At 33.9% G+C, this 16,234-nt stretch carries 14 protein-coding genes; 8 read left to right on the top strand and 6 right to left on the bottom strand.

The genetic code is table 11. The annotated features are described in order from the left end of the window. The 3 genes from ABFR62_08495 to ABFR62_08485 form a co-directional block, all read left to right on the top strand. Positions 1-1,626: histidinol-phosphatase HisJ family protein (locus ABFR62_08495; protein MEN8138459.1), on the top strand; the 1,626-nt coding region annotated here is incomplete at its 5' end. A gap of 116 nt (positions 1,627-1,742) precedes the next feature. After that, entirely contained in the window at positions 1,743-3,950 is a 2,208-nt protein-coding gene (locus ABFR62_08490; protein ID MEN8138458.1) for a DUF748 domain-containing protein, read from the top strand. A 141-nt stretch (positions 3,951-4,091) separates the two neighbouring features. Next, positions 4,092-5,756: a DUF748 domain-containing protein gene (locus tag ABFR62_08485; GenBank protein ID MEN8138457.1), complete on the top strand. Its 1,665-nt coding sequence runs from the start codon at positions 4,092-4,094 to the stop codon at positions 5,754-5,756. Positions 5,757-5,806: 50 nt separating this feature from the next. On the opposite strand, the gene ABFR62_08480 is transcribed toward ABFR62_08485, so the two are convergent. The 6 genes from ABFR62_08480 to ABFR62_08455 all read right to left on the bottom strand — a co-directional run bounded on the left by ABFR62_08480 (position 5,807) and on the right by ABFR62_08455 (position 12,073). Continuing rightward, positions 5,807-6,748, bottom strand: a complete 942-nt coding sequence (locus ABFR62_08480) for a nitronate monooxygenase (GenBank protein MEN8138456.1) — start codon at positions 6,746-6,748, stop codon at positions 5,807-5,809. Positions 6,749-6,755: 7 nt separating this feature from the next. Continuing rightward, the gene (locus tag ABFR62_08475) at positions 6,756-8,339 is read right to left on the bottom strand and encodes a S8 family serine peptidase (GenBank protein ID MEN8138455.1); all 1,584 of its coding nucleotides are present in this window, start codon (positions 8,337-8,339) and stop codon (positions 6,756-6,758) included. 203 nt (positions 8,340-8,542) lie between these two features. Continuing rightward, positions 8,543-9,286, bottom strand: coding sequence for a hypothetical protein (locus ABFR62_08470; GenBank protein ID MEN8138454.1), 744 nt, complete (start codon positions 9,284-9,286; stop codon positions 8,543-8,545). A gap of 177 nt (positions 9,287-9,463) precedes the next feature. Further along, positions 9,464-10,405, bottom strand: a complete 942-nt coding sequence (locus ABFR62_08465) for a YihY/virulence factor BrkB family protein (protein ID MEN8138453.1) — start codon at positions 10,403-10,405, stop codon at positions 9,464-9,466. A 113-nt stretch (positions 10,406-10,518) separates the two neighbouring features. Beyond that, positions 10,519-11,364, bottom strand: a complete 846-nt coding sequence (gene nadC / locus ABFR62_08460; GenBank protein ID MEN8138452.1) for a carboxylating nicotinate-nucleotide diphosphorylase — start codon at positions 11,362-11,364, stop codon at positions 10,519-10,521. Positions 11,365-11,476: 112 nt separating this feature from the next. Next, entirely contained in the window at positions 11,477-12,073 is a 597-nt protein-coding gene (locus ABFR62_08455; protein MEN8138451.1) for a DUF975 family protein, read from the bottom strand. A gap of 87 nt (positions 12,074-12,160) precedes the next feature. Here ABFR62_08455 and rlmH point away from each other — a divergent pair, with 87 nt between their 5' ends. The 5 genes from rlmH (at position 12,161) to ABFR62_08430 (ending at position 16,055) form a co-directional block, all read left to right on the top strand. Beyond that, positions 12,161-12,634 (top strand): 23S rRNA (pseudouridine(1915)-N(3))-methyltransferase RlmH, encoded by a 474-nt coding sequence (gene rlmH, locus ABFR62_08450; protein MEN8138450.1) that lies wholly within the window; start codon positions 12,161-12,163, stop codon positions 12,632-12,634. Beyond that, the gene (locus ABFR62_08445; GenBank protein ID MEN8138449.1) at positions 12,627-13,472 is read left to right on the top strand and encodes a type II CAAX endopeptidase family protein; all 846 of its coding nucleotides are present in this window, start codon (positions 12,627-12,629) and stop codon (positions 13,470-13,472) included. The genes rlmH and ABFR62_08445 overlap by 8 nt, the downstream gene beginning before the upstream one ends. Before the next feature lie 15 nt (positions 13,473-13,487). Beyond that, positions 13,488-14,075 (top strand): non-canonical purine NTP diphosphatase, encoded by a 588-nt coding sequence (locus ABFR62_08440; protein MEN8138448.1) that lies wholly within the window; start codon positions 13,488-13,490, stop codon positions 14,073-14,075. 189 nt (positions 14,076-14,264) lie between these two features. Beyond that, positions 14,265-15,434 (top strand): alpha/beta hydrolase-fold protein, encoded by a 1,170-nt coding sequence (locus tag ABFR62_08435; GenBank protein MEN8138447.1) that lies wholly within the window; start codon positions 14,265-14,267, stop codon positions 15,432-15,434. Between the two features lie 171 nt (positions 15,435-15,605). Then, positions 15,606-16,055, top strand: coding sequence for a hypothetical protein (locus ABFR62_08430; protein ID MEN8138446.1), 450 nt, complete (start codon positions 15,606-15,608; stop codon positions 16,053-16,055). Positions 16,056-16,234: the final 179 nt, after the last annotated feature.

The following is a 16,234-nucleotide window of genomic DNA, read 5'->3' as shown; positions in this document are numbered from 1 at the left end:
GTAAAACACGGAGTTGATGATTTGGAAATTATGGTAGAAAAAGCCATTGAAGCGGAGCATCCGAGTATTACCTTCATAATTCATTCACCCCGACTGACTAAATACAGATATAATGCAGAAATTGACACAAATATTAAGTTTATAAGAGGTAATCAGTCATACCTGGACTATCCTAAAAAAATCACCTCTTTAAGAGAAAAATTTGGCGATAAAATAAATATTAAATACGGAGTAGAATTGGAATGGATGGGATCTGACCTTGGACTGCAATGGAACAGATCTAAACTCTTTCAGGCTACTGATGCCGACTTTGTAATAGGATCGGTGCATTTTGCTCCCGAAGGCCTGCCATACGACGGCTCAAAAGAAGAAGCACAGAAGTTAATAGAACTCCGTGGCGGTATCGAAAATTATTGGAACGGATACCTCAACGAAGTAATGGAGATGATTGAGTGTTCAGGTGAGATGATTCAGATAGTTGGACATCTCGATCTTCCAAAACTCAATGTTGAAGTACCGGAAGTTCTGCTAAATTTTGAAAGCAGTACCCATCCTCTGGCAAATAAATTCAGAACCCTGCTCGAAATTATAGCAGACAAAAATTTGGCTCTGGATGTCAACATGGCCGGTAAAGCGAAAGGTGTGGGTGTTTACCCTTCGCTAAATATACTTAAAAGAGCCAAAGCACTGAATATTCCAATATGTATAGGTACCGACACACACCACGTGAAACACTACGGCTGGGGATATAAAGACAGTTTAAAATATGTTCACGAAGCGGGCTATCTACAATATGTAAGTTTCTCGAAGTTAATTCCGGAAAAAAGAACAATTTTCGATGATCATGAACTAAAGGTAAAGTATACAATACTAAATAAAGGGATTGAACTTCTAAACCAAAGAATGACAGGTAAAAACAGAAAAGTCATTCCTGAATTTTCATTTGGAGGCAACTTTAAACAGTTCTTAGATATTTACGAAAATTCTATCGGCATGGGCGATTTCAATGCCATTAGAATCAGAAAAGGCGGAAAATCTATTACTATTACTAACGAAACACCCAAACCGGATGAACAAAAAGTAAAAGGTTTATTTTCTAAACACATCGATAAACCGGGAGTTATTTCTTCATTATTCAACACTCTTGCTTCGGAAGGTATAAATATTGAAACAGCACGCCTAAAATCAAATAATGACGGCACAGCGGTTGCTTTCCTGAACATAAGTGGCGAAAATGGTAATGTAAAAGAAGCTATAGAGTTTATTAATGGTACTGATACAGATATCTTTCAGAAACTGACTTATGGCGAAAATCTGGAAATGCCAAATTACTACCGCAAAGAAGGTAAATACCTTCTGGAAATTGACGGTGTTGAAATAAAACTGGCACTGACAAAAAAAATAATAGTTACTAAACACAAAAATGCCCCGGGTGTTTTATTGATACTATTATCTGCCCTGGCATCGAAAAACATCAACATTATAGACCTTAGATTAGGCAAAAGAAACAAAACCGGATATGCGGCTTTGGCTGTTGACGGAGATGATCTCATCATATGTGATTTACTCAAAAATCTGGGACCACAGTACGAAGAAGCCAACTTAATTGTATTTAACAGTATTTAAAAACAATCACCTCAAAAAAAAAACGTTGATAACTATCAACGTTTTTTTTTGAAAAATACTATTTAGAATCAGTAATTCTTATACTTTTACCCTTTCCTCTACAATAACACAACACGATGAATTACAAAAAGATACTATTTATCAGCGGTCTGATTTTAATCGGATTATTTGCATTTTTTTCCATAGGAGCTCCATTTTATGCCAAATATTACATAAACAAAAATGGAAAAGAACTTACAGGTAGAAAAATCTCAATAGACAAATTCTACTTCAACATAATAAATGGTAAATCGGACATTGAAAATTTCAGGATGTACGAGGAAGACGATAGTACCGTATTTGCAAAGTTTGACACACTGCATATAAACATTGCACTTTATAAAATATTAACAAGAGAACTGTACATTGAAGAGTTTGATATTGATAACCCAACAGTTAATATAATTTCACAAAATAATATCTTTAATTTCGAATCGCTAACTGCAACAGATTCAACTCAGGCAATAGATTCTACAAGTTCAAACGAGAATCCGTTTATAAAATATTCTATAAATAACATCAGTATTAATTCGGGCGATGTTCTTTACACTAATTTAGATGACAGCATAAGTCACAACATAAACAAATTCGACATAAAGTTACCCCGTATAGCATGGGGAGAAAAAAACACCAATGCCGATTTGGAATTTAGCCTTGCAAACGGAGGAAATTTTAAAACCAGCATTAACTACCTTAGTGAAACGGGAGATTTTGACTGGAATGTCGATATGAGAAACCTTAACCTCAATGAATTTCTGCCATATCTGGAATCTCATATAAAACTTTCCGACTTACAGGGAAAATTATCAGCTATAGTTAATGTTTCCGGAAATACAAGTAACCCTACAGAACCGGTAATCAAGGGTGAAATCAGCCTCGAATCGCTAAAGATGACTGATAATGAAAACCTGGATTTCCTGTCAATTGCTAAAGCAAAGCTAAAGGCAGAAAAGCTGAACCTGAAAACGATGGATATTAATATAGATTCATTATATATCGATCAGGCAGATATTACATTCCATCAGTATGATAAAATAACGAATATTGACAGGTTATTCTATGAGCAAGCACAAGAGACAGTTCATGCTATGGAAGATTCGACCGTAACAGAAGAAGGCTCTTCAATAAAATGGCATGTAAACAATCTTAATTTCGATAATTCCAAAATAAATTTCAGTGATTATTCAATCAAACCTAAAGAATTCAACTATACTTTATCGGAAATTCAAATTAAAGGCGAGAATATTAAGTTTGGCAATAGAGTAAAATTCACCATGCTGTCAAGTACTCCCGGTGGCGGACAGTTTAATGCCGATATAACAACAGATCCGGGAAACATAAACGACGGTCAGTTTAATCTTTTCCTAAAGAATATAGCCGCAAACGATTTCTCTCCTTATGGCTTATACTATTTCGGCTACCCGATTATGGAAGGCAAATACGATTTTTCTATTAAAAACAGTGTAAAAGATAATCACATAAACAGCATTATGACAATTGATGCTTATGCTACCAAACTGGATGACAAGAGAAAAGATTTAGAACCGCAATACAATGTGCCACTTAAAACAGCTCTTGTCATTATCCGCGATAAAAACAACCGTATCAATTTCGATATCCCGATGGAAGGTGACCTTGATGATCCGGATTTTAAATACGGAAAAACACTGATTAAAATATTCACAAATTTAATGGTAAAAGTAGCTGTTTCACCTTTTAACATTTTAGCAAAGGGCTTAGGTGTTGATGAAGATGAAATAAAAACAATTAAATATGATGAATTGCAGTATGAGCTGGGGCCTTCGCAAACTACCCAACTCGACATAATAGCTAAACTGTTAAAAGAAAAGACTCCTTTAAAAGCAGATATTCAGTTATATGTAGACACAGAAGATGAAAAAGAAAAACTTACTGTAACAAGAGCTAAGTCACATTTTTATCTGAAAAAACTATACAATAACGATACATTATTTTCGAAATTAACAAGTCCTGATTATGCTCTTATTGAGGATATTGATATGGATAATGTAGGTTTTAATAAATATTTATCAAATAAATTAAATATTCCACAAGATAGCTTAAGCAATGAAAAAATGTGTAGCCTGCTAATTACTAAATCAAAAATTGAGGATATATACACAAAACTTAATAAAAGAAGAATTAACAATATAAAAAGCTACCTGACTAAAACCGATTCGATAAATTTTGAAGTATTGCCAAAATATATTGATAAGCGAATTTTGGGTAATCCTTATTTTGCATTGAAGTACTCGATGGAAGATTAAGTATATGTCAGAAAAACTTGACTGTTGTTCATTATGATGCTTTTTTATTACCCTTTACCCTAAAGAGTGTAAAAAAGCATCAATTTTGATATATTTATTTATAACTTTAATAACTATTATCGCGATATATTAAAGTTAACAATGAAAACAGCTGTTAAAATAACGGTATTTATAATTGTATTACTTGCAATAGCGATATTTTCTGCTCCATATATTGCCGAAACATACATCAATAAAAACGGTAAAGAATTAATTGGCAGAAAGGTATATATTGATGATATCGATCTCAATATATTTAACGGGAATGCTGAAATTTCGGGGTTAAACCTGTTAGAAGAAGACGATTCATCCACTTTTGTAAGCTTCGATAAACTCGAGATAAATATCGCTGTTTCGGATCTGTTTTCACGCAAAATTCACATTGAAAAATTACATATCTCAAACCCTTTTATAAGCCTCTTCACGAAAAAAAACGAGTATAATTTCAGTTCACTTGCAGCCGCTGACTCTACAACAGTAAAAGATACTATCCAAAGTAACAATAAAGAAGCATATAAATTTGTTTTGAAAGATTTTAAAATATCTTCAGGTGAAATACTTTTCAATAATTACGATAAAAATATTAGCCACAACATTAAGAACATCAACATTATAATGCCTCATTTTGAGTTAAACGATACTGTTGAAACAGAATTGGAAATAAGTATAGAAAAAGGCAGTGACATCAAAACAAAGCTTTCTTATTTAAAACAAACAGGAAACTACAAGCTGAATATCGATATAAAAAAGCTTAAGCTTAGCAGATTCTACCAGTACACTTCACCATATATAAATCTTTCCTCCGTTGAAGGTAACTTATTTGCTAATCTCTTGATCAAAGGAAACACTAATACTCCTTCAAAACCAAAAATCACAGGAGAGCTTGGCATGGACTCCCTAAAACTTACCGATAATAAGCAATTGGAATTTTTATCTCTTGAAAAATTTAAGGTAAATACTGATACAATAAATTTAAAAGATATGACTATTCCGATAGACTCAATATACTTTGATAATCTTACTGTAAGCTACCAGATTTATGAAAAGTCGACTAACCTCGACAGGTTATTGATTAATAGTGATGAAGAAAAAACTGCTGCAAAAAATGATACTGCTGATACATCTGAAAACAACAAGATCAATTGGAGTATTAAACACTTCCTGGTTGAAAATTCCTCTTTAAAGTTTGATGACTACTCGTTAAATCCGGAAGATTTCAACTTCACGCTGTCGAATATTAAAATTAAGGCCGACAGTATTGCAAGTGGAAGAAAATTAAACGCAGAATTTTCATCATCAGGACCTGAAGGTGGCAGCATTGATTCTGAAATAAGTACGGATCCCGACAATATGCCTAATGGTGATTACGACGTTTATGTTAAAAATGTAAATGCAAAAAACTTATCTCCTTACACTCTTAACTATTTTGCCTACCCGATTGAAAGCGGTAAAATAAACCTGACTTTGACAAATAACATTGAAAACGACTTTTTGAAAAGCAGAATAATTATTGAAGCCTTCAACATGGAAGTAGGCAAAAAAAGAAAAGATATTGAAGCTAAAAATGAGGTCCGTTTAAGAACAGCAATTAAGGTAGCCAATGATCGAAATAACAGGATATATTTCGATATTCCAATGAAAGGAGATATAAACGACCCCCATTTCAGATACCGCAAAGCCATAGTAAAGGTTCTTACCCTTAATTTGGTAAAAGTAGCTGCATCACCAACTAAATTAATACCTCATACCAATAAAAATCCAAAATGAATAATATCGAAGTAGTATTAAGTTTTTTTGACAACACCGAAGATATAATTCTATAAATTCTTTATTCTGTCTAGTGCACGGTTATAACCTTCAACAATTTCAATTATTACCTCTTCGGCCGAACTAATTTCATTTATCAGAGCTGAAACCTGCCCTATCTCCAGTTCTCCTTCATCTAAATCGCCTTCAAACATCCCTTTTTTGGCTCTTGATCTTCCCAGGAGATCTACTAACTCTTTTCTTCCTGCACCCGATTCGTAGGCTTCCACAAGCCTGTTAAAAAACTTATTCTTTAGCAGCCTCACCGGGGCCAGTTCTTTTAAAGTAAGATAAGTTTCCCCATCGCCTGCTTTTATAATTTCATTCTTAAAACTTTCGTGTGCCGAAGATTCTTTTGTCGCTACAAATCTGGATCCTATTTGAACACCATCCGCTCCAATTGCCATTGCTGCCAACATCGACTTACCTGTTGAAATTCCTCCCGCTGCAATCAACGGAATTTCTATTTTATCTCTCAGGGTTGGTATCAATACTAAAGTAGTAGTCTCTTCCCTACCATTGTGCCCTCCTGCTTCAAACCCTTCTGCTACTATTGCATCAACACCTGCTTCCTGGGCTTTTAAAGCAAACTTTAGGTTCGAAACTACATGGACCACAGTAATACCTTCACTCTTTAATTTTGAAGTCCATGTTTTGGGATTTCCTGCAGATGTAAAAACTATTTTTACACCTTCTTCAATAATTATATCCATTATTTCTTCAATATTCGGATACAACATAGGAACATTTACACCAAAAGGTCTGTCAGTGGCTTTATTGCATTTTTGTATGTGTTCTCTCAATACATCAGGATACATCGACCCTGCACCTATTAAGCCAAGACCTCCTGCATTACTTACAGCCGAGGCTAACTTCCATCCGGAAACCCAAATCATCCCCCCCTGAATAATAGGATATTTTATTCCAAAAAGTTCTGTTATTCTATTATTCATAATGAAGTTATTTAATAAAACCAAGGTTGATCTTTGTATTCCCGTTTAGAATAATTAATTGATAATAGCCTTTTTTCAGAATTGATAAATCAATTCCATTATTTAAATTATCAGAACCCGATAACACCATCCTACCCGAACTATCACATATAGAATAGATATATTTTTTATCATCAAGCCCCCTTACTTTTAAAATTTCCTTAACCGGGTTAGGTAATATCTTCAAACCGATTAATTCATCTTCAACCTGACTAAGTGACTTTTCCAGTTCTAAATAAGCCTGCTCAAAATTAGCTATACCATAACCTAGGCGATCATCTGTATTACCGTCCAAACTTGCAGTTGAATGAAGTACTTCTATAATGGCTTTTACCGATGCACCCGGAAAAGCCTGCCGCAAACAAGCTAAACTACCCGCTGTAATTGGCGATGAAAATGATGTTCCGTTTAAGGTTTTTATCTCTCCATATTCATTAAAAACAGGTACAGAAACACCCATGGCAGAAATGTCAGGTTTTATTCTTCCATCAGAACTGGGTCCGTATGAAGTAAAGGGTGCCGCAATGCCGTATTTATCAACAGCCCCTACGGCTAAAACATCCACAGCATCGGATGGAGTAACAATATAATTCCAGTCTTTATTTCCTTCATTACCGGCACTTACAACAACCAGAATCCCTCTACTTGCGGCTATAGTCGCTCCCTTTGAAATATGAGTAGTTTTCCCATCCATATCTTCATAGGCATAAGAGATATAAGGTGATTCATAATCATAATATCCTACCGACGAATTAATAACATCTGCTCCTACACTATCGGCATACTCCGCAGCTTCTATCCAGTTAAATTCTTCTAATGGCGTTTCACTGTTAATATCCTCAGTTGTAAACAACCAGTAATCAGCCTCATAAGCAGATCCTACATATGTACCGGGCTTATTAACTCCCATAGTACTCAATACCATAGTTCCGTGATAATTATTTTTATACACATCTGTTGCACCTTCAACAAAATTATAGCTTCCCTTTACCCCTACTTCTTTAAACTCTTCCAAAATATCCACTCCCGGAAAACCTGTGTCAAAAACAGCTATTTGTATATTTTTTCCTGTATATCCTTTATCGTGCAGGTAATCTACCCTTATTTGCTTAATAAAATCATCACTCAGACCGTATATAGAACTACTCTTTTTTGCCGGTAAATATGCCTGATCTTCTACAGCTTTCGACATAACTGACTCCTGAAGTGCAGTTACACTCTTTACAAACGAAAGCTTTTCTAATTGAGCTCTCTGTTCCTCTCCCGCACTAACGTAAAGAATGTTCAGCCATTTTGATGAAGATAAAACTTCTGCACCGGTATTAATACATTCTTGTATCAACAAAGGATCGATAGGTACATCTTTAGAATCAAGATGAATGTTTTGATCTATACGTCTGTCAATTGATCTTTGCGAAAGCATTTCTTCAGGATGTTGGATGTAATCCTCTACCCTGTCACTCGATTTATCAACTAACTCAACAGCATACTTGCTTTGAGACTGTAGATTTAATGCTAGAAAAAATACTATGTATGTAAAAAAGAATTTCAATGCTTATATATATTTGTTTGGCATCGAATTTACAAAAAATAATAGCAGGGATTTTTTTGTATTTATAAATAATTATTTGGGCGGTCGGGCGGGCTATCCGTTGTATCTTTTTCTGTCAGTTCACTTCTGCTCCGCTCAGTGACCTAACAGAAAAAGGATGCCACTCCTATCCCTACCGCAAATCATCACTCCATCACTCAATCTCAAAACCGGATACTACCATTACCTAAATGATGTATCTTAATCAAAAAAGCATCTCCACGGAAAGTTCCAAATTCGCTCCAGCTCCACTCTTTTAGTCCTTGTAAGACTACCGGTTTATTCTCTTTTGAATAATAAGCTTCTAACAGCAATTGACTGTCATCTAACTCAGACATGTCGTATGGTGACCTGCCAAAATTATCACTAATAAGATATCCGGTATTCATTTTTCCCAGAAAAAATTCCAGCATCTTCAACGAATAATCTGCCCCACCGTTTTCTGATGCACCATCACGAATATTAATTAAAAAATCTATTCCAATATTTCGTTTGAGAACAAATTTTTTGAAAAAATCCATATTATCGGAAAACAGAAATAAAACCTCCTGTCTGATTTCTGATTTCAATAACTTATGCTTTAATTTTATTGACAAAAACTTTCCTAAAACTTCTTCTGCATCAGAATATACATCTTCACTATTCAGAATAGTATATTCAGATTCATCATCCTTGAAAATAACACCTGACTCAGGTAAAGGCCAATTATCCGAATTGTAAGCTTTATCAGTATGAATAAATAAATCGGGGAGAAATTCAAACTCAAACAATTCATTCGCAAAGACATCTTTATCAAACACAAACTCTTTTTGCCCAAGAACTAACAAATCACGAAAATCCAACCCTGAACTGGGATACCAGGCAATTTTACTTCTGATTTCGGGATTTATAATTTCTGATATGAGCATAGTTTAAGAAAAAAGATTAAAGACCAAAGATACCCGCCTGCATGACTCAGTCAGGCAGGAAAGACTAAAGATAAAAGTTTACTCTGAACTTGTTTCAGAGACTAAAGACTTCCACGTTCTGCGCGGACAAAAAAACAATAATACAGAATACACCATTCAATACAAGATATGATGGTATTATTTCTTTCGTCTCAGCGCTCTTAACTTAGCCTGTTGCTTCAAATTCCAGATACTCGCGTTAAGGTCAAAACCAATCAATAATACAATTGAATTTAGATAAATCCACAACATAATTACCAGTAGTGTACCAATGGACCCATAAAGCTTGTTGTATTGTCCAAAATTTGTAACATAAAGTCCAAATAAATAAGATATTACAACAATAAGTATGGTAGTTAAAAAAGCTCCCGGAGAAATAAATTTCCAATGCTGATTTGATTTTGGTCCATAGTAAAATATCAGAGATACAGAAAAGAACAACAATACCGCTAAAATTAAATACCTGCCTATCTCAATAAGTATAGGAATATAATTCTTAATAAGTTCTATTTCAGTAAAGTTATTTAGAATAAGTTCTGTTACGATAATAATTCCGACAGAAAGGATAAACAATACAGTCAACATAAAAGTCAAAGAGAAAGATACTATATACTGACTAACAATGGATCGTAACTCTAAATCGTGATAGGAATATGTAAGACCGGAAATAACAGCATTGATACCGTTAGTTGCAAATATTGCTGCCATTATAAAACCGACAGACAACAGATTACCATGCTTTATATTAATAATATCGTTTATCGTAAACTCTACAGTTGTAAAGGTATCGGCAGGCAAAACATCTTTTAAAGTTGTAAACAGGTAATCCTGAAACCCTTCAATTGGAATATAAGGTATAAGAGTAAGCAAAAACAGAGTAAAAGGGAAAACTGCCATGAAGAAACTAAAGGCAATAGAGCCGGCTCTCGATGAAAGAGCTCCTTTAATTATACCCATAACATACAGTTCTATAAAATCATAGATAGACAGGCCCTCAAATCCTGGTATTTTCAATCTTTTAAGGTAAACTAATCCTTTACGGATAGGTCTTAAATTGGTGAGATAATCTATAAACGACATAGAAATGTATTATTAATACAATTTGAATTTATTTGGTGTCAGACTAAAATAGCAAAAGTATTTGTATTAACACCTACTAAATAGTAAATAAACCTACCTACAGTAGGATGGTATCAAAATGCTTTTAAACTGAGATCCATTGATGATACAGAATGCGTAAGAGCTCCAACTGAGATATAATCTACTCCACACTCAGCGTAATTTCTCAAAGTTTCTTCTGTAATTCCTCCTGAAGATTCTGTTTCGTATTTATCACCTATAAGCTTTACTGCTGTTCGTGTATCATCATAAGTAAAATTATCTAGCATAATTCTATGTACTCCCCCAACACTCATTATTTCTTTAACTTCTCCCAAATCACGCGCTTCAACCTCTATTTTTAAATCTAAATTGTTTTCTTTCAGATAAGCTTTTGTCTTCTGAATTGCCTGAGGTATTCCGCCTGCAAAATCGATATGATTATCTTTCAACATAACCATATCATAAAGTCCGAAACGGTGATTTTCGCCTCCCCCTATTTTTACAGCCCATTTCTCAAGAGCCCTAATTCCGGGTGTGGTCTTTCTGGTATCGAGTATTTTAGTACCTAATCCTTCAACAATATCTACGTAATATGCTGTTTTAGTTGCAACAGCACTCATGCGCTGCATTATATTTAATACTAATCTTTCAGCTTTAAGAATAGACAAAGAAGAGCCATTTACATGAAATACAACATCGCCAACTTTTACGGTCGCACCATCTTCAATAAATGTTTCAACGTTCAAATTAGAATCAACATAATCAAAAACTTTTTTTGCAGCTTCAACTCCCGCCAAAACACCGTCTTCCTTTACTAAAAGTTTAGCTCTTCCAACAGCATCTTCAGGAACGCTCGAAAGCGATGAATGATCCCCGTCTCCTACATCTTCTCTAATTGCGTTCTTGATTATTATATCTAATTCTTGCTCTAAGTTCATCCTCTTCTATTTTTTAAGGCCTACAAAAGTATCAATAAAATTAAAAAAACTATACACGAATTAAAACAATTCAATACAAAGGTTTTATTATGTTCTACATTAAAAAAATCTATTATTCAATCATTGCCGGATTATATTTAATATCATCATAAAACTTAGCATAGGTAACATGCATATACGGCACAAGCCACAATAATGGGATAAATAACAGTATTGCGCTAAGAAGTATAAACACAAGAAACAAAAGGCTTAATAAAAAATATTTCATCTTATAACCGTCCATCATTGCCATACTTTTATCTATAGCGTCCATTGGTTTAATAGAATCATCTTCGGCCATAATAAAAAATGTCATAGAATAGGAGATTGCTTTTATAATACCCGGAACAATCAATAATAAGAGCCATCCAAACGTAAATATCACAACCAGCAAATACGCTATTAAAGCATTTACAAAGTTCTTAAAACCAACAAAGACCATCTCTATATCAGCTTTTTGCCCACGGGAAAGCGCAAGTGAAAAAGTGGCAACACCTACTGCCAATGGTCCTGCAATAATAACAGAAATTATCCCGCCTTTACCCTCTTCTATACCACCGGCACCACCCGTAAGGATGAATACAATTAAAAAAGTTACTATTGCGATTACCCAATTCCCTTTTAAAGATTCTAAGGCCTGATTTCTTAAATCTCTATTTTCCGTTGCCATAAGACTTATTTTTTCGATTATTATATTCAAAACTAGACACCTCTCCTTACAAATATATATATTTGCCTTTCAAAAAAATAGCATATTTTGAAAATTAAATTACTAGTCGTAGGTAAAACTGATGATTCGCGTATTCAATCATTAATTGACGAATACACTAATCGTTTAAAGCATTATATCTCTTTCGAAATTGATATTATTCCTGATATAAAAAATGTAAAAAAATTATCCGTAGATCAACAAAAATCGAAGGAAGGCGAATTGATTTTAGCCAAAACAAGCCCCTCTGACAGATTAATTCTATTGGATGAGAAAGGAAAAGAATTTTCATCTGTCGACTTCTCCAAATATTTACAAAAACACATGAATAGCGGGGTAAAACAGGTTATTTTCGTGATCGGAGGTCCCTATGGTTTTTCAAAAGAAGTTTACAACAAGGCACAGGGTAAAATATCATTATCACAAATGACATTCTCTCATCAGATGGTAAGGCTTTTTATTACCGAACAAGTGTATAGAGCATTTACTATATTAAGAAACGAACCGTACCACCATGAATAAGAGAAAATTTTCCACAATAACTCATAGCGTATTAATATTTCTGATATTGCTTGTATTTACTTTTTTGCTGGGCGCCCCTATTATATTTTTTGGCAATACACAGGAATGGCTGGACAAAAATATAGCAGCGGCACTGGGATATGCGATTCCAATGATAGCTACAATATATCTGGTATATTGGATAATAATAAAAAAAGAAAAGTCTGATATTGAAAAGGGAACGGAAAGTAAAACCAATATCCTGAATTTCTCTTTGGGTAAACCGGGGAAATACCTGTATATTATTATAATCAGTTTAATAATGATGCTGTGGGTAGATTTCTTTGCTTCGCTTATTCCAATGCCCGACTGGGCCATAGAGCTATTTGAAAAAGCTTTCAACCTGTCTGTTCCAAATATTATCATGATTGCAATTTTTGCACCCCTGCTTGAAGAAATTCTTGTAAGAGGATTGGTATTGAGAGGATATTTACAAAATTACACCCCAAATAAAGCCATAATTGCTTCGGCTATATTTTTCGGATTTATTCACCTCAACCCATGGCAGTTTATTGCCGGATTTATAAGTGGGTTGCTGCTAGGATATTTATATTATAAAACAAAGTCATTGACTCCTTCAATTTTAGTACACTTTCTTAATAACTCACTATCTGTTATATTTATGATATACTATCCTAATTTTAATGCTTCATTTAGTGAATTAGTGGGTGGTGGTGTACCGTATTATTCATTATTGATATTTAGTATGATGATGGGCTATGTAGTAATGAGTAAGTTAAATAATATATTAAACGAAGAATACAACACTAAAATCATTAAATCAAAATTAATAAGTTAACAATAAAGATAAAATATGCGAATAGTAATAGCCACAAACAACAAAAATAAATTCACCGAAATAAGAGAATTACTGCCGGAAAGTATTGAACTGGTAACACTAAAAGAAATTGGATGTTTAGAAGATATTCCCGAAACTTCGGATACACTTGAAGGTAACGCAGCACAAAAAACAGCACATGTTTTAGAAAATTACGGATACGACTGTTTTGCGGACGATACAGGATTGGAAGTTGATGCCCTGGGTGGAGCTCCGGGTGTTTACGCTGCAAGATACGCCGGTGAAAATGTTACCTATGATGATAATGTAAATAAGATGCTTGCAGAAATGGAAGGCAAGGAAGACCGAAATGCTCAATTCCGGACTGTTATTTCTTTAAAGATTGATGGTATGGAATATTTTTTTGAAGGTAGCGTAGAAGGAGAAATTACTACAGAAAAATACGGTGAAGGCGGTTTTGGCTACGACCCTATCTTCCGTCCTAAAGGTTATGAAACTACTTTTGCAGAAATGGACTCTGAAGAGAAGGGAAAAATCAGTCACAGAGGTCGAGCCGTTAAAAAATTGGTTGAATTTTTAGAAGAATATATTGATGCGATGTAGTGTGGCAAAAAGCTAAAAACTGTAATTACAAACGTCATTTAGACCGAAATGAGTGAAACAAAGTTTCAGAAGTTTTAGCTCAGCAATTTTTTATGCAAACTTTAACAAAAAGGAGTATCCTTTATAGTTTTCGTTAACACAATAGACAAAACTTATTACCTAACTTTACTTGTTTAAAACAAGTATGTTATGAAAAATTTTCATTTAAGTAAAACTATAAATAAGATTACAGGGTTATTTATTATTCTAATATTACTATCTGTTGACAGCTCTTTTGCTCAAACAAAGAATGATATAGTTAATGGGATAGAAGAAACTATAGAATCGAAAATTCTTAATGAAAAAAGAATTATTACAATAAAGCTTCCGGATGGTTATGGAGAGACATCTCAGAAATACCCGGTAATATACTTACTGGATGGGAAAGCTAATTTTCAACATGTATATGGAGCTGTAGACTTTCTGTCAAGGCGGAGAATTATTCCACAAACCATTATTGTTTCCGTTCATAATATTGACAGAACCAAAGATTTTTCACCGGTTCATGATGTAAGACTACCAACCTCAGGAGGGGCTGAAAATTTTTTAAATTTTGTTTCTGAGGAATTAACAAAGCATGTTGACAAAAATTATAAGACTTCAGATTTTTCTGTCATTATCGGACATTCATTTGGCGGAACATTTACAACCTATTCATTGCTGACAAAACCGGAAGTTTTTGATGCATATATTGCTATCAGCCCATATATTCACTTCGCTGATAGTTACCTTGTAAAAGAGGCTAAAAACTCTTTAAAATCAAAATATGACAATCAAAAGTTTTTTTACGTGACAGTTGGCAATGAACCGAAATATTATCAGGCCTTAGCAGAGTTCTCTGACTTAGTTAATAAAAAATCGAACAAGACTATTGATTATAAATATGTTAAAATGGAAGATGAGAACCATATATCAATTCCATACATAAGTGTTTTTAATGGCTTAAAATTCATATTCTCCGACTGGCAAATAAATCAGGAAACGTTTAAACAAGGTTTAGCTGCAATTGACAAACATTACAAACTTGTTTCAAACAAATATGGTTTAGAATTAGAAACTCCGGAAAACATTATAAATACGTTAGGGTACAACCACCTACAACACAACGACATAGATAATGCGATAGAGATTTTTATCGAAAATGTAAAACGCTACCCTCTATCACCAAATGTATACGACAGTTTGGGAGAGGCATACGAGAATAATAAACAACTTAAACTGGCACAAGAAAACTACCAAAAAGCTTATGATTTAGCCAGTAAACAAAATAATATAAATACGCCTGTCTATTTGAAGAATTTAAATAGAGTTCATGAATAGAAAAGCAGAATAAATATGATATTCAATTGGCAAATTATTAATTGAGAAAATATTGATTAAATTAGGTGAATAACCTGTAAAGACAGTCCCTAAAGCTACCAAAAATCACGTTTTTTCCGTAAATTTGACAATAAATAAAACCGTAAACTTTTGGTTTAAAACGTTCGTGCCATGAGAACTTTATATAAACTATTCGGAATAATTCTTTTTAGCATGTTTTTAGCATCCTGCGACAAGGATGATGATATAACCTTGAATTGTGATAAGGAGGTTATTATTAGCGAAGAACTATACAGTACAGCGCCAGATGATCAATTAACGATAATCAATTTAAAAATTATTGATGATTGCCTGAAAATTACTTTTGAGTCAAGCGGATGCGACGGTAGCAGCTGGGAGGTAAAACTTATTGACTCCGAAGAAATAATGGAATCATACCCTATACAAAGAAGATTAAGACTATCTCTGAAAAACGAAGAAGTTTGTGATGCGGTTATTATCAAAGAAATGACCTTTGACATCAGTAAATTACAGGTAAGCGGGGATAAGCTTTTACTAAACATAACAAATTCCGGCGAGCAAATTCTCTATGAATATGCCTATACTGGTACATGTGGATAAAAGCATGGGGGTATTGGGATTCGGAGAATAAAAAAAAGAAGCCGTTTCAAAAGGTATAAAACCCAGTCATTAACACCTTTTGAAACAGCTTTAATATTTTAACGTCTAAACTTTTACTATTGCACTTCCTGCATAAACAGCCCGGCAAGTTTCATCAATTGTAACTCGGCTATTTTCGC

Source organism: Bacteroidota bacterium (assembly GCA_039714315.1).
Taxonomy (GTDB): Bacteria; Bacteroidota; Bacteroidia; order Flavobacteriales; family JADGDT01; genus JADGDT01.
The sequence above is the reverse complement of the archived record's forward strand: the minus strand, read 5'-3'. Positions and strand labels throughout refer to the sequence as shown.

Bases quoted from the DNA above. Each gene is read 5' to 3' on its own strand.
- ABFR62_08480 (MEN8138456.1), bottom strand. From the start codon at position 6,748: ATGAATAATAGAATAACAGAACTTTTTGGAATAAAATATCCTATTATT.
- ABFR62_08430 (MEN8138446.1), top strand. From the start codon at position 15,606: ATGAGAACTTTATATAAACTATTCGGAATAATTCTTTTTAGCATGTTT.
- ABFR62_08470 (MEN8138454.1), bottom strand. From the start codon at position 9,286: ATGCTCATATCAGAAATTATAAATCCCGAAATCAGAAGTAAAATTGCC.
- ABFR62_08465 (MEN8138453.1), bottom strand. From the start codon at position 10,405: ATGTCGTTTATAGATTATCTCACCAATTTAAGACCTATCCGTAAAGGA.
- ABFR62_08455 (MEN8138451.1), bottom strand. From the start codon at position 12,073: ATGGCAACGGAAAATAGAGATTTAAGAAATCAGGCCTTAGAATCTTTA.
- ABFR62_08445 (MEN8138449.1), top strand. From the start codon at position 12,627: ATGAATAAGAGAAAATTTTCCACAATAACTCATAGCGTATTAATATTT.
- ABFR62_08490 (MEN8138458.1), top strand. From the start codon at position 1,743: ATGAATTACAAAAAGATACTATTTATCAGCGGTCTGATTTTAATCGGA.
- ABFR62_08485 (MEN8138457.1), top strand. From the start codon at position 4,092: ATGAAAACAGCTGTTAAAATAACGGTATTTATAATTGTATTACTTGCA.
- ABFR62_08440 (MEN8138448.1), top strand. From the start codon at position 13,488: ATGCGAATAGTAATAGCCACAAACAACAAAAATAAATTCACCGAAATA.
- ABFR62_08435 (MEN8138447.1), top strand. From the start codon at position 14,265: ATGAAAAATTTTCATTTAAGTAAAACTATAAATAAGATTACAGGGTTA.
- nadC (MEN8138452.1), bottom strand. From the start codon at position 11,364: ATGAACTTAGAGCAAGAATTAGATATAATAATCAAGAACGCAATTAGA.